The 21,176-nt window shown below is 67.5% G+C and carries 21 protein-coding genes; 13 read left to right on the forward strand and 8 right to left on the reverse strand.

Annotated features, from left to right (window positions below; genetic code table 11):
- Positions 1-245 precede the first annotated feature (245 nt).
- Positions 246-1,463, forward strand: a complete 1,218-nt coding sequence (gene thrS, locus ABZ909_RS02485) for a threonine--tRNA ligase (RefSeq protein ID WP_356995817.1) — start codon at positions 246-248, stop codon at positions 1,461-1,463.
- A 593-nt stretch (positions 1,464-2,056) separates the two neighbouring features.
- On the opposite strand, the gene ABZ909_RS02490 is transcribed toward thrS, so the two are convergent.
- The 3 genes from ABZ909_RS02490 to ABZ909_RS02500 form a co-directional block, all read right to left on the reverse strand.
- A complete protein-coding gene (locus ABZ909_RS02490; protein ID WP_356995818.1) occupies positions 2,057-2,785 on the reverse strand; it encodes an NAD(P)H-binding protein in 729 nt (242 codons plus the stop codon).
- Between the two features lie 94 nt (positions 2,786-2,879).
- On the reverse strand, positions 2,880-3,425 hold the full coding sequence (locus ABZ909_RS02495) for a hypothetical protein (RefSeq protein WP_356995819.1): 546 nt from the start codon (positions 3,423-3,425) through the stop codon (positions 2,880-2,882).
- Between the two features lie 121 nt (positions 3,426-3,546).
- A complete protein-coding gene (locus ABZ909_RS02500; protein ID WP_356995820.1) occupies positions 3,547-3,729 on the reverse strand; it encodes a hypothetical protein in 183 nt (60 codons plus the stop codon).
- Positions 3,730-3,878: 149 nt separating this feature from the next.
- On the opposite strand from ABZ909_RS02500, the gene ABZ909_RS02505 reads away from it, so the two are divergent.
- From ABZ909_RS02505 to ABZ909_RS02520, 4 genes are all read left to right on the forward strand, one after another.
- Entirely contained in the window at positions 3,879-4,475 is a 597-nt protein-coding gene (locus tag ABZ909_RS02505; protein WP_356995821.1) for a TetR/AcrR family transcriptional regulator, read from the forward strand.
- A 288-nt stretch (positions 4,476-4,763) separates the two neighbouring features.
- Positions 4,764-5,261 (forward strand): nucleoside deaminase, encoded by a 498-nt coding sequence (locus ABZ909_RS02510; RefSeq protein WP_356995822.1) that lies wholly within the window; start codon positions 4,764-4,766, stop codon positions 5,259-5,261.
- A gap of 306 nt (positions 5,262-5,567) precedes the next feature.
- Positions 5,568-6,254 carry a GNAT family protein gene (locus ABZ909_RS02515; RefSeq protein ID WP_356995823.1) on the forward strand — a complete coding sequence of 229 codons (687 nt, stop codon included), beginning with the start codon at positions 5,568-5,570 and terminating at the stop codon, positions 6,252-6,254.
- A gap of 194 nt (positions 6,255-6,448) precedes the next feature.
- A complete protein-coding gene (locus tag ABZ909_RS02520; RefSeq protein WP_356995824.1) occupies positions 6,449-6,973 on the forward strand; it encodes a hypothetical protein in 525 nt (174 codons plus the stop codon).
- Positions 6,974-6,978: 5 nt separating this feature from the next.
- Here ABZ909_RS02520 and ABZ909_RS02525 read toward each other — a convergent pair whose 3' ends face one another.
- Complete coding sequence (locus ABZ909_RS02525) at positions 6,979-7,455, reverse strand: hypothetical protein (RefSeq protein ID WP_356995825.1); 477 nt, start codon at positions 7,453-7,455, stop codon at positions 6,979-6,981.
- A 148-nt stretch (positions 7,456-7,603) separates the two neighbouring features.
- On the opposite strand from ABZ909_RS02525, the gene ABZ909_RS02530 reads away from it, so the two are divergent.
- The 4 genes from ABZ909_RS02530 to ABZ909_RS02545 all read left to right on the forward strand — a co-directional run bounded on the left by ABZ909_RS02530 (position 7,604) and on the right by ABZ909_RS02545 (position 14,497).
- Complete coding sequence (locus ABZ909_RS02530) at positions 7,604-11,374, forward strand: BTAD domain-containing putative transcriptional regulator (RefSeq protein WP_356995826.1); 3,771 nt, start codon at positions 7,604-7,606, stop codon at positions 11,372-11,374.
- 71 nt (positions 11,375-11,445) lie between these two features.
- Positions 11,446-12,087: a CHAP domain-containing protein gene (locus tag ABZ909_RS02535; RefSeq protein WP_356995827.1), complete on the forward strand. Its 642-nt coding sequence runs from the start codon at positions 11,446-11,448 to the stop codon at positions 12,085-12,087.
- A gap of 171 nt (positions 12,088-12,258) precedes the next feature.
- Positions 12,259-13,476, forward strand: coding sequence for a hypothetical protein (locus ABZ909_RS02540; protein ID WP_356995828.1), 1,218 nt, complete (start codon positions 12,259-12,261; stop codon positions 13,474-13,476).
- Positions 13,477-13,771: 295 nt separating this feature from the next.
- Positions 13,772-14,497, forward strand: a complete 726-nt coding sequence (locus tag ABZ909_RS02545) for a DUF1906 domain-containing protein (protein WP_356995829.1) — start codon at positions 13,772-13,774, stop codon at positions 14,495-14,497.
- 25 nt (positions 14,498-14,522) lie between these two features.
- Here ABZ909_RS02545 and ABZ909_RS02550 read toward each other — a convergent pair whose 3' ends face one another.
- Together ABZ909_RS02550 and ABZ909_RS02555 are read right to left on the reverse strand one after the other, a co-directional pair.
- Positions 14,523-14,888: a hypothetical protein gene (locus ABZ909_RS02550; protein WP_356995830.1), complete on the reverse strand. Its 366-nt coding sequence runs from the start codon at positions 14,886-14,888 to the stop codon at positions 14,523-14,525.
- A gap of 112 nt (positions 14,889-15,000) precedes the next feature.
- Entirely contained in the window at positions 15,001-15,753 is a 753-nt protein-coding gene (locus ABZ909_RS02555; protein WP_356995831.1) for a hypothetical protein, read from the reverse strand.
- Positions 15,754-16,110: 357 nt separating this feature from the next.
- Between ABZ909_RS02555 and ABZ909_RS02560 the strand changes: the two genes are divergently transcribed.
- From ABZ909_RS02560 to ABZ909_RS02570, 3 genes are all read left to right on the forward strand, one after another.
- Positions 16,111-17,328: a mannosyltransferase gene (locus tag ABZ909_RS02560; protein WP_356995832.1), complete on the forward strand. Its 1,218-nt coding sequence runs from the start codon at positions 16,111-16,113 to the stop codon at positions 17,326-17,328.
- A 150-nt stretch (positions 17,329-17,478) separates the two neighbouring features.
- The gene (locus ABZ909_RS02565) at positions 17,479-17,868 is read left to right on the forward strand and encodes a glycosyltransferase 87 family protein (RefSeq protein ID WP_356995833.1); all 390 of its coding nucleotides are present in this window, start codon (positions 17,479-17,481) and stop codon (positions 17,866-17,868) included.
- Positions 17,826-18,401, forward strand: coding sequence for a glycosyltransferase 87 family protein (locus tag ABZ909_RS02570; protein WP_356995834.1), 576 nt, complete (start codon positions 17,826-17,828; stop codon positions 18,399-18,401). Before ABZ909_RS02565 ends, ABZ909_RS02570 begins: the two co-directional genes overlap by 43 nt.
- Here the strand turns inward: ABZ909_RS02570 and ABZ909_RS02575 are convergent.
- Both ABZ909_RS02575 and ABZ909_RS02580 read right to left on the reverse strand, forming a co-directional pair.
- Positions 18,392-18,685 carry a 4a-hydroxytetrahydrobiopterin dehydratase gene (locus ABZ909_RS02575; RefSeq protein ID WP_356995914.1) on the reverse strand — a complete coding sequence of 98 codons (294 nt, stop codon included), beginning with the start codon at positions 18,683-18,685 and terminating at the stop codon, positions 18,392-18,394. The genes ABZ909_RS02570 and ABZ909_RS02575 overlap by 10 nt on opposite strands.
- Positions 18,686-18,705: 20 nt before the next feature.
- A complete protein-coding gene (locus ABZ909_RS02580; protein ID WP_356995835.1) occupies positions 18,706-18,882 on the reverse strand; it encodes a hypothetical protein in 177 nt (58 codons plus the stop codon).
- A 169-nt stretch (positions 18,883-19,051) separates the two neighbouring features.
- Between ABZ909_RS02580 and typA the strand changes: the two genes are divergently transcribed.
- Positions 19,052-20,950, forward strand: coding sequence for a translational GTPase TypA (gene typA, locus ABZ909_RS02585; protein ID WP_356995836.1), 1,899 nt, complete (start codon positions 19,052-19,054; stop codon positions 20,948-20,950).
- The last annotated feature ends 226 nt before the right edge of the window (positions 20,951-21,176 follow it).

Raw genomic sequence — 21,176 nt, forward strand, 5'->3', positions numbered from 1 at the left:
GGTTCTGGTAGCGACCCAATGTGTCTCGTGAACGTTCGTAACCGAGACGTTCTCGATCAGTTCGTGTGTCTCTGTCATTGTGTTGCGCAATGTTGCGCGGTAGCGTGCTGGGCGTGCAGCGCGCTTACTTCACTACGACGCCGGACGACGTCCCGGCGCGCTGACTCTGTTCTGATCAAAGCCCCGGGCGGATGCCCGGGGCTTTCGCGTGTGGTCATCCGCCTTCGACTGGAAGGAAGACCTACGTGTACGACCACCGAAAACTGGGCCGGGAACTCGGCCTGTTCGACACCGACCCACTGATCGGGGCTGGACTACCGTACTGGCTACCCGACGGTGCGATCGTGCGTCACAGTCTCGAGGAATACATCCGCACCGCAGAGCGGGCAGCGGGCTACCAGCACGTGTACTCGCCGGTGCTCGGCAAACGAGAACTCTACGAAATCTCGGGCCACTGGGCACATTACAACGACGACATGTACCCGCCGATGGACATCGGTGGTGAGCAGGTGGTGCTGCGTCCCAGCCTCTGCCCGCACCACGCGGTGATGTACCGGTCCCGTTCCCACAGCTACCGCGAACTGCCCCTGCGAATCGCCGAACTCGGCGCCATGTACCGCTCAGAGCTGTCCGGTGTCCTCGGCGGTCTGACCCGAGTGCGATGTATCCAGCTCAACGACGCGCACATCTTCTGCACCCTCGACCAGGTCGCCGAAGAAGCTGCCGCCGCGCTGGCACTGATCGGCTCCGCCTACCGGGCTATGGGGATCACCAGCGCTCGTTACCGGCTCTCACTGCCAGGTGCTGGCGGAAAATACGTTGCAGCACCGGACATGTGGCAGCGTGCGAGCAAGATTCTGAGCGAGGTGCTCGACCGATCCGGCATGTCGTATGAGGCCGTCGAGGGCGAAGCCGCGTTCTACGGCCCGAAGATAGACATTCAGGTCAGCGACCACGCCGGCCGCGAATCGACCCTGTCCACCGTGCAGGTCGACTTCCATCAACCCGAGCAGTTCGACCTGCACTACATCGGAGCCGATGGAGCAAAGCACCGGCCGGTCATGGTGCACCGCAGCATCATCGGCAGCGTCGAGCGTGCGGTCGCGCACCTCATCGAACACCACGGCGGGGCCTTCCCAGCCTGGCTGGCCCCGGTCCAGGTAGTGCTATTGCCGGTTTCCGACGCCCAGGAACCCGCCGCCGACCAGCTCCTCGAGCGCTGCCTGCGCGCGGGCCTGCGCGCACAGGTGGTCAGCAGCGAAGCAGGAAGCCTCGGCGCGAGGGTACGCGAAACCCGGCTGGCGCCATATCAGTTCATTCTCGGCCAGATCGAAGCCGGCAACGGAGACGTGGCGGTACGACTGCGCGACGGGCGTCGTCTACCCACCCAGTCGTCCGGTGACGCCATAGCTCGCATCCGAGCACTGATCCAGGCCCACGACCCCCGCTTGTGGATCGACTGATCCTCGCCTGCGGCCCCTGAGCCACCGGTCTCTCGCTGCCTCGTCGGCGTCCTGCGTTCGAAGATGGCTGTTTCGAATGCAGGACGCCGAGCACTGGCCAGCGGAACGTCGTCCAGGACTGCAAGAACACCGCCACCGACCACTGCGAGTCACAAACGCGAGCAGTCCCATGTTGAAGATCCGTGGTCCGCCCGCGAATCGGCGTTCGGAAGTACGTTCGGCAACGAGACTGCGGGTGAGTGAATTGTGAGCGATGTGGCGGGATTTCCAACACAATCGAGCGGTGCTCGTGTGGATGAGGAAGCGCAACAGGGCGATTGGTCGATTCGCGGGCCGGATCAGGTTGCTTCCCGCGGCCGCGCCGGCGTTGTGCGCTTGCCGAGGGCGTAATCGAGCGACATCGCGACAACCACTGAGCCGACAGGGTCGCCCCGCCCGGGATGCGGAGGGCCGGCGGCCGAGATCCCGGCCGTAGGCCGAGGAGCTGCGCGGATGGCGCGATATCGGTGTGGGAGGCGGCGTGTAGTCGGCTATATCCGAGTCCCACACCCAGGTGCGTTGCCGAGGGGAGTTGCTGTTCGTCGCGCAATCGATCAGGAGAGCCAGTCGGAGTAATGGGTGGGGGCGAGATGGGCGTCTCTATCGGTGAGGACGTCACCTTTGACGAGGGCGAACATGCCGGCGGTGGGGTCGGTGACGACGGTTCGGCCGCCGCCTTTGCGGGCCAATGTAATTCGGCCCAATTCGTCGAGTGGGAAGATCTCGGGTCCGGCGATGTTGCGGGCGCCGTTCAAAGGGGCGCCTATCGCGACTTCTGCCACCGCGGCGGCGACGTCCTTCGCGGCGATCGGCTGGATCGGCGTCGTGGGCAATCGGACGGTGTCACCGTCGGTGGTCCACGACAGCACGGCGTCGATGAACTCCATGAACTGTGTGGCCCGGACGATGGAGTAGGGGATCGGACCGGCCGCCAGGATGTTCTCCTGCAACACTTTTGCCCGGTAGTAGTCCAGGTCCGGCACTTGGTCCGCGCCGATGATCGACAGGATGACGAAATGGTCGACACCCTGGCTGTGGGCAGCGGTCAGGAGGTTGTCCATGGAGGTCTGGAAGAACGCCGGAGAGGCGTCGTCGAAGGTCGGAGAATTGGTCAAGTTGACGACGACGTCGGCGCCGGCCAGGGCTTCGTTCAATCCATTGCCGCTGATGACATCGACACCGGTGGAATGCGAGTGCGGTATCGCCCGGTGTCCGGCGGCATTCAGATCCTCGACGACCTGCGATCCGATCAGTCCGGTGCCGCCGATGACTGCGAGTTCCATGAGGTGTCCTTCCGGATGGGATATCGACCTGCCTGATTTCGTGAAACCTGTTGTGGTTGCGCCGAATACGTCTCAGCGCCGCCGCTTCCGGCTGCTAGGTGGTGCGGTAGAACTCGCCCGCGGTGACGGTGGCGGGCACCCCGAGTTCGGTGGCTACCGCAGTGATCGCGCTATCGCCGACGGTGAGGTCGGCGCGGCCGTCGGTGGTGAAATACGGTGCGATGAAAGTCTTGTAGTCGGCTCGGACTTCGTCCGCGGTGTGCCGGCCGAGGAAGGTTCGCAGATACGGCACCGTGGTATCGGCGTCGTCGTGGATCACCTGTAGCGCACGACGGTGGGCTCGTACGACGGCCTGGACAGCGGGGGCCTCAGGGCTGAGACAGGTGGGATCGACGGCTACACCGACGGTAGGGATCCGGAAGAGGTCGCCGACCCAGGCCACTACCTGCCAGCCCTCCGCTGTGGCGACCGCTTCGGGTGCCATGGTGCTGCCGACGACGGCGGCGTCGATCGTGCCGTCGTGCAGCATGCGCAGGTCCATCCCGTAGTCGCCGGGCGGGCGGACGATCGGGTGGATGTCGTGGTCCGGGTCCAGGCCGGCCCGACGTAGCGCGAGAAAATCAGGGTGTGTTGGAAGCAACGACGGCCAACGGCCGCCGACCGATGTCGATGGGGCCGAGTTTCGCTTCAACGTCTGAGCCGGGTGCGCGCGAGCGGCCCACCGCGCGGTGCACGGCGGGGCCGTGACCTCGCTCTGCGCGTCAGATGCAGATGTTGAAGATGAAGAAGCCCAGCGGGATGCCGAAGCAGAACGTGACCGAGCCGAAGGTGTCGGTGACCGGCACAGGTGTGGGCGGGGCGGCCGTTGCGGCAGGAGCGGCCAGCCCGGCGACCGACAGGGCGATGCCCGTCGCGGCGATTAACGAGGCAATCCTGGTTTTCATTTTTGTGTTCCGTTCCTTCGATGAACGATGGCGGTCTGACCCCCGACCCGGAACAGCTGCCTAATCGATCTTCCGCCGATGACCTCCCGGCGACAACCCCCCGCCTTACACTGCTAAACGCCAGTTCGGCTTGTGTTTGCGGAGGTTCGGTGACGGGTGGTGAGGTTCGGCGGCGGCCGGGCGGTAGGTCCGCCCGGGTGCGGGAGGCCGTGCTCGAGGCGGCGTTGAATGTGCTGGCGGACAAAGGGGTCGGCGAGTTCGCGGTATCGGATGTGGTCGCGGCGTCGGGGGTGCACGAGACGACGATCTATCGGCGTTGGGGCAGCCGGGACGAGCTGATCATCGACACCCTGCTGAGCTACAGCGAACAGCGGATACCGGTGCCCGATACCGGGGCGATCCGGACCGACCTCTACGAACTGCTCGACGCCGTCGCGGCCTACCTCGGCACGCCGCACGGCCGGGCGCTCAATCAGGCGCTGTCGTTCGGCGGTGGCGAACCGCGGTGGGTGCGCGTGCGGGAGGCGTTCTGGACCACGCGGCTGGAACTGACCCGGCCGATCGTCGAGCGCGGCATCGACCGCGGCGAGCTGCCCGCCGGGACCGACCCGCGGTTGCTGCTCGAAACCTTGATCGCGCCACTGCAATTCCGCACGCTGGTCACCCGGAAACCGATCGACCCGCAGCTGTGTGTCCGCCTCGTCGACCTGCTGCTCGACGGTGCGATCTCCGGTCCGCGGCCGTGATCACCGCATCGACGACGTTCCGGCCGCGACCGGGGCCGCCGCGATCGTCCAATTGCTGAACTCCGTGGCCAGGTGCCACTGGTGTTCGCGAATCAGCCGGGCGGGGAACACCCCCGGGAACTGCCGCGCTCGCCATGCCGTCTCCCTAAAACTAGTTGAACTAGCGTTAAAAGTGGCGGGGTGCCTGCTAAAAGCAAGAGACGCCCGCGTTTGTGGCCACCACTCGCTGCCCGGTGAACGTCGAACCCCTCCGGTGCCGCCGAAGTGGCTGTGTGGCAAGGTGTTCGAGTGGTCGAATCGCTCAGCGAGCGGGATATGGAAAATCTGCTGACGGCTGTCGGCATTGCGCGGCGGTCGCGTGAGCACGGCAATCATCCATTCGGGGCGGTGCTGGCCGAGCCCGGGGGAAGGGTGTTGCTGGAGGCGGAGAACACGGTGATCACCGCGCGCGACGCGACAGGACATGCGGAAACGAATCTGGTGCGGCTGGCGAGCGCCGGCTATGACGCCGAGTTTCTGCGTGGCTGCACGCTTTACGCCAGTACCGAACCCTGCGCGATGTGCGCCGGGGCGATCTACTGGGGAAATATCGGGCGGGTGGTTTATGCACTCGGTGAGGACCAACTCTTGGCCCTGACCGGTGCGGATCCCGAGAACCCGACCATGGCGCTGCCCTGCCGTGCGGTATTCGCCGCCGGTCAGCGCGCGCTGCCGGTCATCGGTCCGATCGAGCTTGCGGACGCAAGGGCGGTACACGACGGTTTCTGGCGGGGAAGACCGGCGTAGTAATACCTTCCAGCGCATAGGTATTCGCATTTCCGGCAGCCCGAAAGGGGGTCGCCGGCAGGTAGCGGATGGCCGTGCCTGCAAACGCTGTAAGACACCTGCGAAATAACCCGTGCGACGCGCGGTAGAGCGCATGAAATTTACATGCCGCCTGCGGCGCGGTGCGCTGGTGTTCCGCTATCGTTCATCCCACTATCCGATGCTGCTACTGGCGCGCCAGGGCTGGTTCGTCGATTCCGGAGTGTGTGGCCGGGGCGGCCATTGCCTGACGCGAGCCCCCGACCCCTTCTGAAAGATCGAGGGAACGTGCCCGTACCCGTAACTCTGACCGGCCGTCTGGTACGGCTGGAACCCCTTGCGCCGCAGCATGCCTCGGGGCTCGCGGAGGCTGCTGCGGGGAACCGAGACGACTACGCCTTCACGCCTGTCCCACACGGTGTGGACGAGGCGCTGGAATACGTCGCTCAGGCCCTTTCCGGGCATGCCTCGGGCACCTCGCTGGCCTTCGCCATCATCGCCGTCGCCAGTGGACGGGTGCTGGGCTCGACCCGGTTCACCCGTTTCGACTACTGGCAGGGTCCGGTGGTGTGGCCGCTGGTGCACGGCCTGCCGAGCGGAGATCCCCTGCTCGCGGTGCCCGACGCCGCCGAGATCGGCAATAGCTGGCTGTCTCCGCAGGCGCGCGGCGCGGGCATCAATCTGGAGTCCAAGCTGCTGTTGCTGCAGCACGCCTTCGAGGTGTGGCGGGTGCGGCGGATCGCCATGCGCGCGGATGTCCGAAATCTTCGGTCCCGCTTGGCGATCGAGCGTCTCGGCGCCACCAGCGACGGGGTGCGGCGCGCGCACTCGCGCGGGCTGGACGGCGAGGTGCGCAGCACCGCCTTCTACTCCATCCTGGACGAGGAGTGGCCGACTGTCCGGGCCACCATCGAGGGCCAGCTGGCGGCGTTGCCGACCGGGCAGGGCGCGCGCAGCCGTCTGGTGGGCGCGTAACCGGGCCGTACAGCGACCGGGTGGCCGACCGGATCGACCGTAAGACGGGTCGGTCCGATCGGTGTCCGGCGACTATAATTCCGGGTGTTGCACCGGTCGGGCGTCGAGGAGAGATCTGTCCGAGTCTGGTAACTCGACGAGCCGGCACGATTCGGATGACGAAGCCAGCAACCCCTCCCGTTAAGGAGTGGCGCATGACCGACCCCATGCGCACCAAGGTCTGCCTCTGCGAGAGTCTGTCCGGATCCCCGGTGCTCAGCCTCTTCCTCGTCCCCGAACCCCGCGTGCCCGGTGCCAGCGTGCTGCACCTGGTGGAGCAGACACCGTTGTCCGGGAGGTCGATTCCGCGCCCCAACCCGCATCTCATCGAGTGGCTGCAGGAGCACGGCTCGCCCGCCATCCGCGCCCGCTTCCGCGCCTTCGCGGCCGGGCAGCACGACCCGCACAGTGTGCACGCGGTGCTGCACGATCACTTCATCGTCGACCCCGGCCCCATCGGCCTGGACATGGACGATCCGGACGAGATGACCCGGCTCGCACTGCTCCCCGAACACTGGCTCGGCCCGCGGCGCATCGACGACTTCCACGACCAGGCCGTGCGTAGCACCATGCTCGCGGTCTATCGGCACTTCGGCGTGGACCAGCGCATACCGCTCATGTATCACGGCTATGCCGAACCCGAGGACGGCTGGTTCGAGGTCCCCGCCGCCGAGGCCTGACCGGGCTAGTCGAACGGCACCACCGTCAGCAGCCACCACGGCCGCTGCGGAGACTGGAACTCGAAGGTCTGCACGTACATCCGGCGTTCCCGGCGGGTCAGCGGATCGTTCATCAGCACCGTGCGCTCGCGTGGCTCCGGGGGGACGACATGGCTGTGCCACAAGCGATCCCAGTCCGGGGAGCGGCGCGCCAGGTTGACGATCTCCTCGACTCGATCCGGCCGCAGCTCGGGGGCGGCGGACCGGAAGGCCGACACCATGACCTGTGCCTCGGCCTCCCAGTCGCCCAGCCGGTAGCGGGCCATGGGTTCCAGCAGGATCGCCGTCATCAGGTTCGCGCCCGGACCGGTGCCCGGAAACAGGTTCCGGAAGGCTTCGTTCGCGGCCACCACGTCGTAGCCACCGTCGTGCAGGCAGGCCGGATGCGGAAGGCTGTGCAGGACCGCGAGATCGGCGTCCGGCGGCAGGGAGGGGGCGAACACTCTAGGCAGTGTGCGGGACAACTCTTCGGAGCGTCTTCGTATCGAGTTAAGCCCCATCACAAGACTGGGTACTGCCGCAGAATTTCTGTCATATTGAGAGGATCCTGTTTGGTTTTATTCGAAGTGGGTACGGGGGTCGCACAGCGACATGGCGCTCATACGCATCGGGGTGCTGGGCCCACTGCACATCAGCATCGACGGTCAGCGCGTGCCTCCGGGCGCGCCCATGCAGTGCGCGGTGCTGGGACGACTGGTCGCCGCAGGTGGCCGGGTGGTGCCGACCGAACGGCTCATCGACGACCTCTGGCACGGTGACCCGCCCGCCAAAGCCGTTGCGGCGCTGCAGGTGTACATCCACAACCTGCGCCGGGTCTTCGAGCCGGACCGGCCGCGGCGGGCGCACTCGCGCGTCATCGTGTCCGAATCACACGGCTACGCGCTCAATCTCGAGCCGTCCCAAGTGGACTCCTGGCACTTCGAACAACTGCTGCACGGTCACGAGGCCGCCATGCGCGACCCCGCCGGGCGACCCGACCCGCTGGAACAGGTGCGGGTGCTGGACGCCGCCCTGGCGTGCTGGCACGGCGGCGCCTTCGAATCCTTCCCCGGAATGCCGTGGGCGGCACAGGAGACCGCCCGCCTGCAGGCCCTGCGGCTGACCGCCGCCGAACTGCGCGCCCAGGCGGCGCTGGAACTGAACCGGCCCGCCGAGGTGGTGCTGGCGCTGCGGCCCATCCTGGAAGAGCATCCCGGACGCGAGGAATGCGCGCGGCTGTTGGCCGTCGCCCAGTACCGACTGGGACAGTCGCTGGACGCACTCGCGACGGTGCGCCGCAGCCGTGAATTCCTGACCCTGGAATTCGGGGTGGATCCCGGTCCTGGACTGCGGGATTTGGAGACCGCCATCCTCACCCACTCGGTGGACAACGAGACGGTCACCCCGCCCGCACCCGCGCGGCCCGCCGAACCCGAACCGCTGCTCGATCCGGAACCCTTGCCGGACACCGGATATGCCACACAGCGCGCCGCCGTGCTGGCCGCCGCCGCCGCCGCGTCCGCCGGGCACGTGCGGCTGGTCTGGCTCTCCGGTGAGGCCGGAGCCGGAAAGACCACCCTCGCCACCGTCCTCACCACACACCTGGGCGACCGCGGCTGGACCACCGTGTTCGGCCGCTGCCCCGAGGTCGAGTCCGCACCGCCCGCCTGGGCCTGGGCCGAGGTGCTCACCGGCCTCGACGCCGCCGACCCCGAAACCTTCACCGCCGCCGACGCTTTCACCCTGGCCCGGCGGGTGGTCCGCTCCTGCCGCGAACGCTCGGCTGGAACACCGATCGCCATCGTGCTCGAGGACGTGCACGGCGCCGACACCGCCACCCTGCAGGTGCTGCGGCAGGTGGTGAACTGGCTACGGGACCGCCCGATCCTCATCGTCGCCACCCTGCGCGGCACCGAGGCGGGCCTGGGCGTCCGCGACACCGCCGCCGCTCTGGCCCTGTTCACCGCCGACCGCCTCGAACTCGACGGCCTCGACATGGCGGGCACCCGCCGCGCCGCGGCCGCGGCCGGGCTCGCCGCCCCCGACGACCGCACCGTCGAGCTGCTACGCCGGCGTACCGGCGGCAACCCACTGTTCGTGCGCGAACTCGCCAAACTCGTTGCCACCCAGGGCACCACCGACGGCCTGCCCGACAGCGTGCGCGACCTGCTGGGCCGGCGCATCGGCCAGCTCCCCGCCGACGTCGTGGACCTGCTGCGCCACCTCTCGGTCTGGGGCGAGGACAGCGACATCACCACCCTCGCCGCGTCCGCCGACCACCCCGCCGACACCGTCATCGACCTGATCGCCACCGCCGAATCCGCGCGCCTGCTGCGCACCGACCGGGCCGGCCGCGTCACCTTCGATCACGCCCTGGTCCGCGAAACCGTCTACTACGACCTCCCCACCCTGCGCCGTACCCGAATGCACTGGGCCGCTTTCGAATACCTGCGCAGCGACCCGGAACCCGGGGCGACAGCACCGGGCTCGACCCGCGCGGAGGTCGCGCCCGGCGGCCGGTACGACGGACGACCCGACCCCCGAACCGGGACGGAAGACCTTCCGGGCACGGGGAACCGGGTGCTCAGCGCGCTGTGGGGAGCCGACCATCTGGTCGCGGCGCTCCTCGGGTCGCCGCGGCCCAGGGCCACGCGTCGCACCGACCGGACGCTCGCGGCCCTCCGCGGGGCCGACGAGGTGGCCACGGACTCGTCGACCGGGCAGACGGAACCGGACGCCGCGGTGATCGCCGATCCCGGCACGGTCGTCCCCACCGGCCCCGGCCCGATCACCGAGTTCGCCTATGCCGGAACGAGTTCCGCGCACGATGCGGTCTACGTACCGCGCGGGCGGGACATCGATGCGCTGGCACATCACGCGGCGCTGGGGGCGGATGCCGAAACCGCCACGGTGGCCCTGCCATACGTCCGCGCGGCGGCGCGGCGGTGTGTGGAGCGGCGGATGCGAGCCGATGCCGTGCGGCGGTGGCGATCGGTGCTCGCGCTGCACGATCTCGCCGGGCACGCCGCCGCGGGAGCCGCACGCGCGGATCGGCTCGCGGTGCTCGAGGCGCGATGCGAGCTGGTGGTGGCGCTGGCCTACGACGGGCAGCACATCGCCGCGCGGGCGGCGCGCGAGCAAGCGCTCGATCTGGCCGAATCACTCGGCGGCACAGCGTCATCGCCGGGCGGGACGGAGCTGCTCGCGCACGCCGTCACCTGCTGGCCGACGCCGCTCATCTGGTCGGTGCACGACTGGCACACCCCGGACCCGCGCATCCGCGAACCGCTGCGCCTGGCCTGCGTCGATACCGCGTTGCCGGTGCGCACGCGAATTCTGTTGCATGTCACCGCCGTGTTCGATCGCGCCGTCGAGGAACCCTCGGCGGCCCGCATCCTGGCCGGCGCGGCCATGGCCCTGGTCGAACCGCTCGATGACCCCGACCTGCTGTGCACGGTCCTCAACGCGCAAGCGTTCGCCGCCTTCGCGGCGGGTGGCTTCCTGCGCGCCCACGACCTCGAACGGTATGCGACCCGGCTGCTCGAGGTGTCCTCCGCGGCCGAACTCACCGAATTCCGCGCGCTCGCACACTATCTGCTGTTCCGCGCCTCTCTGGCCGACGCCGACCTGGTGGCCGCCGCCGAACACGCCGGACGGGCCGGCGAATACGCCACCGATGGACAGCTACGGCACCTGCTGGACGCCATCGCGCCCTTCGGCATGGTGCTGGAACTGTTGCGCGGCAATACCGATGAGGTGCTGCGCCTGCTCGGCAAGGGCTCCGGCGAACTGGACGACCTGGTGGCGCACTCCGGCGAGGGCGCGGCGGAGCCGACCCGCGACGCCAATGCACTGCACGTCGGCATCTCCGTCTCCATCGGCTGGCTGCGCAATGACATGTCCGTCTACCTGAACGATCTGCGCGAGCGCACCGCCCTCAAACCGGAGCTGTTCATCCACGGTTACGCACTGGCCCTGGTGCATTCGGGCCGCCCGGAGGAGGCCCGTCGCGTGCTGGCCGCCGCACCCTCACTGGCCCCGCAGTTCTGGTCCACCTTCACCGGAGTGAAGGCCCGCCTCGCCATCGCCCTCGAGGATCCGGCCATGGCGCTGGGTGTCTACCAGCAGCTGCTGCCGTACTCGGGCACCGTCTGCGGTCTGGAGACCGGCGCTTCGGTGCTCGGGCCCATGGACTACATCCTCGCCGAGCTGGCCACCTACCTCGACGACCCCGAGCGGGCCGCCGGTCACCGCGCCGACGCCGAGGAACTGGAGGCCAGACTGCAATCCGAGCTGGCCGAACTCGCACCCCAGGGTGTCGGGCTCGTGCAGGCCGGCCGCCTCGGTCCGATGGGCCGCAGCCGGCTGGTCCACCGACCCTGAGGGAACTCCGCGGCCGGGTGGAACGCCCTACCCGGTAAGGCCGACGGCCGGCCGGGACGGGGGAGGGCCGAATGACAGTCGAGCTCGAGCGCCCGCGGCGCAGACGGCGACGATGGCTGGTGGTGGGTGCCGTTGCGCTGGTGGTGATTTCGGCGCTGAGTGCCGGGGGAGTGTTCGGCGTGCGGTGGTGGCAGCAGCACCGGCACGAGGAGTCCTACGGCCCGCGGGAGCTGGACGGGCGCCTGCTGCACGACTTTCCGGAGGTCGATTCCGTCGGGTTGAGTCCCGAGCAGACGCAGGTGGTCGATGTCCTGCGTCAGCAATTCGAGGAACAGAGCGGCCGGGACAAATACTCTGAGGGCATTGCCGAACCCTGGTGCGCCGACTTCGTCAGCTGGGTGATGCGGGCGGCCGGACAACCGTTGAGCAATCCGAATTCCGGATCCTGGCGGATTCCCGGCGTGTACACCATGGAGGAGTACTACCGGTGGCAGCATCGTTTCGAGCAGGCGAACAACGGATATCTCCCGCGGGTCGGCGATGTGGTGATGTACTCGGATTCCAGTGTGTTCCATCAGCACACGAATATCGTTATCGCGGCGGATTCGTATACCATCACCACGGTGGGCGGCAATGAGGCCGGTGAATCCGGCGGTGTCGCCATCCACAAATTCCGCCCGTCCGGCACATCGGGGCTGGTCGGATTCGGGTGATTGGGAACACGCTGATTCCACATTCTGGAAACACGCGGGGCGGGGTGTACAACTGAGCGCACCTTCCGCTTACGATGGGTTTCGGCGGCGCCCGGCAGCGTCGTCGATTGATCCCTGTCCTGCTGCCCCCTCATCGGCAGGACAGGGGTCCCCGCCCGACGAAAGTAGCTGATGACGTCGTCCGACCAACCGACCTGGATCGATTACGCCGAATTCGGCGAACGTTTCGTGGCGGCGGCGGTGACGGAAACCCGGATCGAGTCTGCGGTCTCCAGCGTGGCCGGGCGGGGAATCACCATCGGCCCCTTCGGAATCGGGCCCGCCGGGCTCGCCCGTTTCGTGGCCAAGGGCAGCATCGGCAAACCCACCGTGATTCGGCGCGGGCCGCACGTGCACTTCGACGTCATGCTCCCGGTGAAGCTGCGGGTCGACGTCACCCTCGGCGGGCAGCGGCTGCGGCTGGAGGCGGTTGTGGAGATCGACCTCGCCATGCATGCCCGCACCGCCGATCCGCTGCTCATCGTCATCGATATTCCCCCGGTCACCGGCCGCGACGTCAGCTTCGTCATGCGCGCGCAGGCCATCGGCAGCGCCTGGGAACTGCTGCTGGACCCCATCGCCAAACTGGTGCAGCGCGAGGTCGCCAATCGTCTCAACGGCATTCTGGCCGACCCGGATTCGCAACGCGGCCGCACCTTCGACGTGCAGGCCATCATGGACGGCACCCGCTCGGCCTACCGCGGGCGGCCCACCCACGAGTGGATCGGCTATGACGAATTCGGCCGCCGGTTCTTCGCGCGCATCGTGACCACGGAACGGGTGCGGCAGGTCGTGGAATCGATGGCGGGCAAGCCCATCGAGGTCGGCCCGCTGCGCACCGGCCCGGGCAACAAGGCCGAGGTCTGGGTGCAGGGCAGTGTGCGGCTGCCCCGGGTCGCCGCCGCCGGCCCGGTCACCGTCACCCCTGTGCCCGAGCCGCGGATCGCCGAATTGCCCCATGCCGCAGCCGAATCGGCGGCGGCCGCGGCGCACGCGAACTCCCATGATCCGGCGCTGGTGCGCTTCGACCTCACCATTCCGGTGAGCCTGGACATCTCCGTGGACGTGCTCAAGACCAACCGCTATCGGGCCGAGCTGCAGGTGCCGGTGGCCCTCACCGCGCGTGCTGCCGATCCGTTGCTGATCGTCATCGACGCGGTGCCGCCGCGTGCCCGCGATATCGATCTGGAGATGACCGCGGAGGGCTGGCGGGCGGCCGCGCTGGGCAAGCTGGCCGGCATGCGCAAGCAGATCGCTGCCCAGGTGGCGACGGTCGTGCGGGCCGAGGTGGCCGACGTGTCGCGCCGGACCATCGATGTGGGCGCCCGGCTGGACTCGACGCGCGTCTGAGGTCCCCGGCCGCAGCAATTCGATAGCTGTTTGTTCGCCACCGGCCGGTCGTCGCCCGGTTTCGCCCCGATGTGACATATGGTGCCGATGTGCTCGATGAGTCTGGCGATTCCAATGTGAATATGGTGAAATGAGGGCACGTTCAGGGCTCCCGGCGCACGGATGATCTTGTTTTCATCGGGGAAGGTGCGCCGGGCACGCCGCCAGTAGTTCCAACCGGTCACCGGTGAGACGCCGTCTCCCAATCGTCACGACCGGAATGTTCGACCAGCGAGTGTGTGCGAAGGAGCCCATGATGCGTTCTGCCCATGTCGATCGACGGAACTTCCTCTCCGGGGCCACGGCTCTCGCCGCCGGAATCACCGCCGGACTGACCCTCTCACCCGCCACCGCGGCAGCCAAGCAACAGCTCGGCACCCTCCTCGACTACGCCGGCGGCGTCCCCTCCGCCCAATCCATCAGCGACGACGGCCATATCGGAGTCATCCGCTATGTCTCCGACCGGCGGCCCGGCGCCGAATGGATGGAAGGCAAACCGCTGCTCGCACGCGAGGTCGAAGCCCTGCGCGCCGCGGGCCTGTCGGTGGTCTCCTGCTACCAGTTCGGCAAGGCTCAGACCGCCGACTGGCGTGGCGGCTACCCGGCCGGATTGAAGCACGCCGCACGGGGATTGATCCTGCACAAGGCCGCGGGCGGGCCCGACACCGCGCCCATCTACGCCGCCATCGACGACAACCCCGGCGACGATGATTTCGAGCAGTTCATCGAGCCTTACCTGCGCGGCTGGGAGACCGTCATCGGGCACGGCCGCACCGGCGTCTACGCGAACTCGCCGACCATCGACAACATTCGCGACGTGGGCCTGTGTTCCTTCTTCTGGCAACACAATTGGGGCACCCCGAAGGGGTATGTCCACCCCGCCGCCACCCTGCACCAATTCGAGATCGACGAGCGCGAGGTCGGTGGCGTCTCCGTGGACGTCAATGCCGTACTGGCCCCGCAGTACGGCCAATGGTGGTAGCCCGACTCTCCCTGAAGGCAACCGGTTAGGTCTGGCAGTGACAGGTCGGGTCGAGTGCGAGGTCCGGCTCCTCGGGGACGACCCGGAGCATGAGGTGGGGATCGGTGTGTTCGTCCCCGCTGCCGTCGGCGAAGACCTCACCGTTCCCGTTCCAGGAAAACAGGGACCAGCGGGACAACGCCGAGAAGGCGGAGCCGAGGCTGCCGAAGGAAGCCGAGGAGATGAGAGAGCCGAACGAGCCCACCGACCCGATCGACAGCACCGAACCCACGCTGCCGATGGACAGGATCGAATAGGCCGAGCCGATCGACAGGATCGATCCCTCCGAACGGATCGAGAGGATCGACCGGCGCGAATGCAGTCCCTGCACGGGGTTGGTCACAGCGGCCATAGATGTCGGTCTACCACAGGAAACCGGCCGTGCAAACGATTTCGCCCCCGTCCCTTCCGCGTAGTGGCGGAGTGGAACGGGGGCGAAATTCTCGGCTACCTCGGGGCGTCCGCTACGCGACGGTGAAGAATCCGATGGTCGGCAGGAACGAGCAGGTGATCGGCTGCGCCTCCGGATCGGCCTGGGTGGTCAGCGAACCCGAGACGATGGCGACCACACGACCGGAACCGGTATTGGCGATGGCCGACAGGGTGGCCGGGCCGTCCGGGTTGATGTGCGCGTCATTGGTCAGGTTCTGGGTGGCGGTGGCGCGAGTGTCCAGGTTCAGCCACTGCACCGTCATCGGGGTGGGCTGCACATCGGTGGGCTGCTTGGTGCCCAGCGCGGTGAACACGAAACCGGCCTGGCCCTGCGCCGGCCCGGGCGGGGGCAGCTGCGCCGGACCGCCGACGGCCAGCGCGGTGCCCACCGAGTCCGCGGTGGAGGAGATGCAGCCCTTGCCGATGGTCGGCCACAGGAACTGCGAGATGACCGGACCATCCTTCGGGATGTCCGGGCCGCCACCGCCACTGCCGTCGAGGAACGTGATGACGGCGAGCAGTGTGGTCTTCACCTGCGCCGGCAGGTTGCTGCTCTCCAGCAGCTGCTTGGCCTGGGCGAGAATGGCGTTCTTGGGGCCCGCGTCCGCGATATCGGCGGGACCGGTGGCCGCGCCGATGATGGCGGGGATCAGCGAGGCCAGCGCGTCGACCGGAACCCCTTCGGGGATCATCGGAATCGACGCGCTCTGGGGTGCCGGCGCGGGGTTCGCGTAGGCCGTCGGCACGGCGACGGTGGCGCAGGCCGCCAGGGCCAATGCGGACATTGCGAACCGCGATCCTCGGGTGCGAAGCACTGGTGTAGCCGTCCTTACCTTCAGGGACATCTAGCAGCGATGGAGCCATCGCTCCGCGTCACTCTAGGGACCGGGCCGCCGTGTTGTACAGCCGCGGTGTGATCTTGGCGAACTCGATCAGCTGACGCTATCGAACGGCCGAACAGAATGCGTGTTGCAGATGGGGTCAGTGATGCAAATGTTACAGCGGAGGGTCCGCGCTGCACGGCTCATTCCGCTGGACGACTACGCTTGCCGGGGCCGCAACGCCGCATTCGCGAGGCCCGCAAGCCGCATTCACCAGCCGTGCACTCGGCCGGTGACCCGCCCGAGCTGAAAGACAGTGCCGTGAATCGACACTTCCACATGGCCGCCGCGGCACTGGGTATTTCGGTGCTGGCCCGTCTCGTGTGGGTTCTGTGCCTGCCCAATGGCATGAACTTCGTGGACCTGCACGTCTATGTGGACGGCTCCGCGAACCTGTTCGGCGGGAACCTCTACGACTACACCGATTCCAGTAAGACGCCGGACTTTCCGCTGCCGTTCACCTATCCGCCGTTCGCGGCGCTGGTGTTCTATCCGCTGCATTTCCTGCCCTTCGGCGTGGTCGCCATCGGATGGCTGCTGGCCACGGTGGCGGCGCTGTTCGGTGTGGTGTGGTGCGCGCTGGAGATGATGGTCGGCCGCGAGGCCATGCGTGAACAGTCCTGGCGCACCGCCGCGGTGGCGTGGACGGCGATCGGCATGTGGCTGGAGCCGGTGCGCTCGACCTTCGACTACGGCCAGGTCAATGTGTTCCTGGTGCTGCTCGCCATGATCGCGGTCCGCAGCGCGCGCTGGTGGGTGTCGGGCACGCTGGTCGGCGTGGCGGCCGGCATCAAGCTGACCCCGGCCGTCACCGGGCTGTATTTCGCGGCCCGTAAACGCTGGTTCACGGCGATCTGGTCGGCGCTGGTCTTCTTCGGGACCATCCTGCTGACCTATCTGTTCGCCCCCGGTGAGACCAACAAGTACTTCCGTGAGCTGCTCGGCGACGCGCATCGCATCGGGCCGGTCGGATCGGCGACCAATCAGTCGCTGCGCGGCGCGCTCAGTCGCCTGCTCGGCCACGACGTGGTGTCCGGGCCGGTGTGGATCGCGGCCGCGCTGGTGACGGCCGTGCTCGCGTTCTTCGCCTGGCGCGCACTGGATTCCGACGACCGGCTGGGCACGCTGATCATCGTGCAGCTGTTCGGATTGATGGTCTCGCCGATCTCCTGGTCGCACCACTGGATCTGGCTCCTCCCGGTCATCCTGTGGCTGCGCTACGGCCCGCTGCGACAGGCGGCGGGCGCCCGGGTGCTGGCCGGGTACTGGCTGGTGGTGACGCTGATCGGCGTGCCCTGGGTGCTGGGCTTCTTCCAGGACTCGATCTGGACCATCTCGCGGCCGGGCATTCTGTCCTGGCTGGGCGCGGTGGACGTGATCGGTGTGCTGGCGTTCTACGTCTGGATCATCCGGGCCGGCCGGCGGGGCGCCGGGCAGGCGGTCGATCGATCTCGCGAGGACGAATCGATCCGACGGTGATATGAATCTTGCCGCGGGGGGCCGCAATGCCCTGAGTTTTCGGGGTGCGCGACATATTCGACTGCGTGACTACGCTTGTCGGCGCGCCGCAAGCCGCATTCGCCAGCCGTGAACTCCGGTCGGTGATCCAGCCGACCGAAAGTCCTTGCCGTGAATCGACGTTTCCGCCTGTCTGCTGCCGCGCTGGGCATCTCGGTGCTGGTCCGTCTGCTGTGGGTGTGCTTCGGGCCGAACAACCTGATCTTGGTGGACTTGCACGTTTATGTCGACGGGGCGGCGAATCTGTTCGGCGGGAACCTGTACGACTGGACCGATTCCAGTAGATCCCCAGAATTTCCGCTGCCGTTCATCTATCCACCGTTCGCGGCTCTCCTCCTCTATCCGCTGCACTTCTTGCCTTTCGGCGTGGTAGCCGTCGGCTGGCTGCTGGCCACTTTCGCGGCACTGTTCGGCGTGGTGTGGATCTCGCTGGAGCTGATGGTGGGCCGCGGTGGTGGGTGTCGGGCGCATTGGTCGGTCTGGCGGCGGGCGTCAAGCTGACCCCGGCGGTGACCGGGCTGTACTTCACGGCCCGCCGACAATGGCCTGCGGCGATCGGGTCGGCGGTGGCCTTCGCCTGGACCATCGGTGTGACCTATCTGCTCACACCGAAGGAGACCCGTAGATATTTCGGGGAACTGCCCGGCGACCCGCATCGCCCCCTGCCGGTCGGTTCGGTGATCAATCAATCGCTGCGCGGCGCGCTCAGCCGCCTGGCCGGCCACGACATCGGGTCCGGGTTGCTGTGGAAGGCGGCCGTGCTGGTGACGGCCGTGCTCGCGTTCTTCGCCTGGCGTGCACTGCGTCCTGTGGCTGCGCTACGGTCCGCTGCCCGAGGTCGCCGGTGCTCGCCATCTCGCCGGATACTGGCTGATCACGACACTGGTCGGGGTGCCGTTCCTGCTGGGAACCCTCCAGAAGACAATGTGGGACGTCTCGCGTCCGGGCATCCTGTCCTGGCTGGGCACGGTATTCGCGAGCGGCGTGCTGGCGCTCTATGTCTGGATCATGTGGGCCGGGCGGCTCAGCTCTGAGCGTTCAGTCGATCGATCTCGCGAGCGAGAGCCATATCCCGTTTCGTGAGACCGCCCACGGAGTGGGTTGACAGTGTGAAAGTGACCCGCCGCCAACGGATATCGATATCGGGATGGTGGTCGGCGGCCTCGGCCGCAGCGGCCACCCGGCGCACCAGTTCGATGCCGGCCGGGAACGATGGGGCTTGGATGGTGCGCGTGATGCTGTCGCCCTCACGGGTCCATTCGGGCAGTTCGGTGAGGGCCTTGGCGATGTCGTCGTCGGAGAGCAGCGCAGGACTCATGACTCCGGTGTACTCCGGATTCAGGCTGCCCGCGCGAGTTTCAGGCACTTCTCGAGTTCCTTGCCGGAGCAGCCTGCGGCTTCGGCCTTCTTCATCCGCGTAATCACAACAGGGCATTTCAGGCACCGCGTCTTCTTGCGGCAGCATTTTTTCTTCGGCTTCAGACCCGAGACGTGTTTGGCCTTCACCTTGCCCATGTTGGTTAGCATAACCTAACCTCCGCCCATTGACCATGTGACCTAGGTCGCCCGGTAATGTGTAGCTCGCCGCATGCCCGGTGGAGTTCGCCATGTCTCGTCGTAGGCAGCCCCACGCATGAGACCCATCCGGGTCGGCAACAGACTTTTTCACCAGGAGGAATCAAACGTGTCGTCTGTCGAGTTCCGCAACGTCGCCATCGTGGCGCACGTCGACCACGGCAAGACAACACTGGTCGACGCCATGCTCCGGCAATCCGGTGCGTTCGCCGAACGTGCCGAACTCGTCGACCGAGTGATGGACTCCGGTGACCTCGAGCGCGAGAAGGGCATCACCATTCTCGCCAAGAACACCGCTGTTCACCGGCATAACGCCGACGGATCGGTCACCGTCATCAATGTCATCGACACCCCCGGCCACGCCGACTTCGGTGGTGAGGTGGAGCGCGGCCTGTCCATGGTGGACGGCGTCGTGCTGCTCGTCGACGCGTCCGAGGGTCCGCTGCCGCAGACCCGCTTCGTGCTGCGCAAGGCCCTCGCGGCCTCGCTGCCGGTGATCCTGGTGGTCAACAAGACCGACCGCCCGGACGCCCGCATCGAGGAGGTCGTCGAGGAATCTCACGACCTGCTGCTGGACCTGGCCTCCGACCTCGACGACGAGGCCTCCGAGGCCGCCGAGCTGGCCCTCGACCTGCCGGTGCTCTACGCCTCCGGCCGCGCGGGCGTTGCCTCCACCAGCCGCCCCGACAACGGCCAGGTGCCGGACGCCGAGAACCTCGACGAGCTGTTCGAGGTCCTCATGAAGTACGTTCCCGCTCCCAAGGGCGACCCGAAGGCCACCCTGCAGGCGCACGTCACCAACCTCGACGCCTCCCCGTTCCTGGGCCGAATCGGCCTGGTGCGCATCCACAACGGCACCCTGAAGAAGGGCCAGAACGTCGCGTGGATGCACGGTGACGGCGTCAAGACCGTGAAGATCACCGAGCTGCTCAAGACCATCGGCGTCGAGCGTCAGCCCGGCGAGGAGGCCGTGGCCGGTGACATCGTCGCCATCGCGGGCATTCCGGACATCATGATCGGCGACACCCTCGCCGACGTCGACAACCCGGTCGCGCTTCCGCGCATCACCGTCGACGAGCCGGCCATCTCGGTGACCATCGGTACCAACACCTCGCCGCTGGTCGGCCGGGTGCAGGGTCACAAGCTGACCGCCCGCATGGTGAAGTCGCGCCTGGACCAGGAGCTGGTCGGCAACGTGTCGCTGCGCGTGCTCGACATCGGCCGCCCGGACGCCTGGGAGGTGCAGGGCCGTGGTGAGCTCGCGCTGGCCATCCTGGTCGAGCAGATGCGCCGCGAGGGCTTCGAGCTGACCGTCGGCAAGCCGCAGGTGGTCACCAAGACCGTCGACGGCAAGGTGCACGAGCCCTTCGAAGAGCTGACCATCGACTGCCCGGACGAGTACCTGGGCGCCGTCACCCAGCTGCTGGCCGCCCGCAAGGGCAAGATGGTCCAGATGAGCAACCACTCGGCCGGGTGGGTGCGCATGGAGTTCATCGTCCCGTCGCGTGGTCTGATCGGTTTCCGCACCGACTTCCTCACCGAGACCCGCGGCACCGGTATCGCCAACGCCGTGTTCGACGGCTACGCGCCGTGGGCCGGTGAGATCCGCGCTCGCCACACCGGTTCGCTGGTCTCCGACCGCAATGGTTCGGTCACCCCGTTCGCCATGATCCAGCTGGCCGACCGCGGCCAGTTCTTCGTGGAGCCCGGCGCCGACACCTACGAAGGCCACGTGGTCGGCATCAACCCGCGTGCCGAGGACCTCGACATCAACGTCACCCGCGAGAAGAAGCTGACCAATATGCGGTCCGCCACCGGTGACGTGCTCGAAACCCTGGCCAAGCCGCTGCAGCTGGATCTCGAGAGCGCGATGGAGTTCTGCACCGACGACGAGTGTGTCGAGGTCACCCCGGAGATCGTGCGAGTGCGCAAGGTCACCCTGAACGCCAACGACCGCCAGCGTGAGATCTCGCGCCGCAAGGCCCGCGACAAAGCTGCCGCCCAGTAACCAACCGAGCGCAAGGGCCGGGCAGAGCCTTTGCCCGGCCCTTGCGATGCTCGCCTAGGATCTCCGAGAGCACTCCGTTCACGGCGCTCCGCGCTGCGGACTGTGCAGGCAACCCAGCACCACGAACCATCGCGCGATGATTCGCGGCCGTCTCGATTCTGGACCGACGGAGCGGGGGAGCGAAGCGGAGGAGCGGAGGAGGGAAGAATCGAGACCTCAGGGCCGC

Source organism: Nocardia sp. NPDC046763 (genome assembly GCF_040645495.1).
Classification (GTDB): Bacteria; Actinomycetota; Actinomycetes; order Mycobacteriales; family Mycobacteriaceae; genus Nocardia.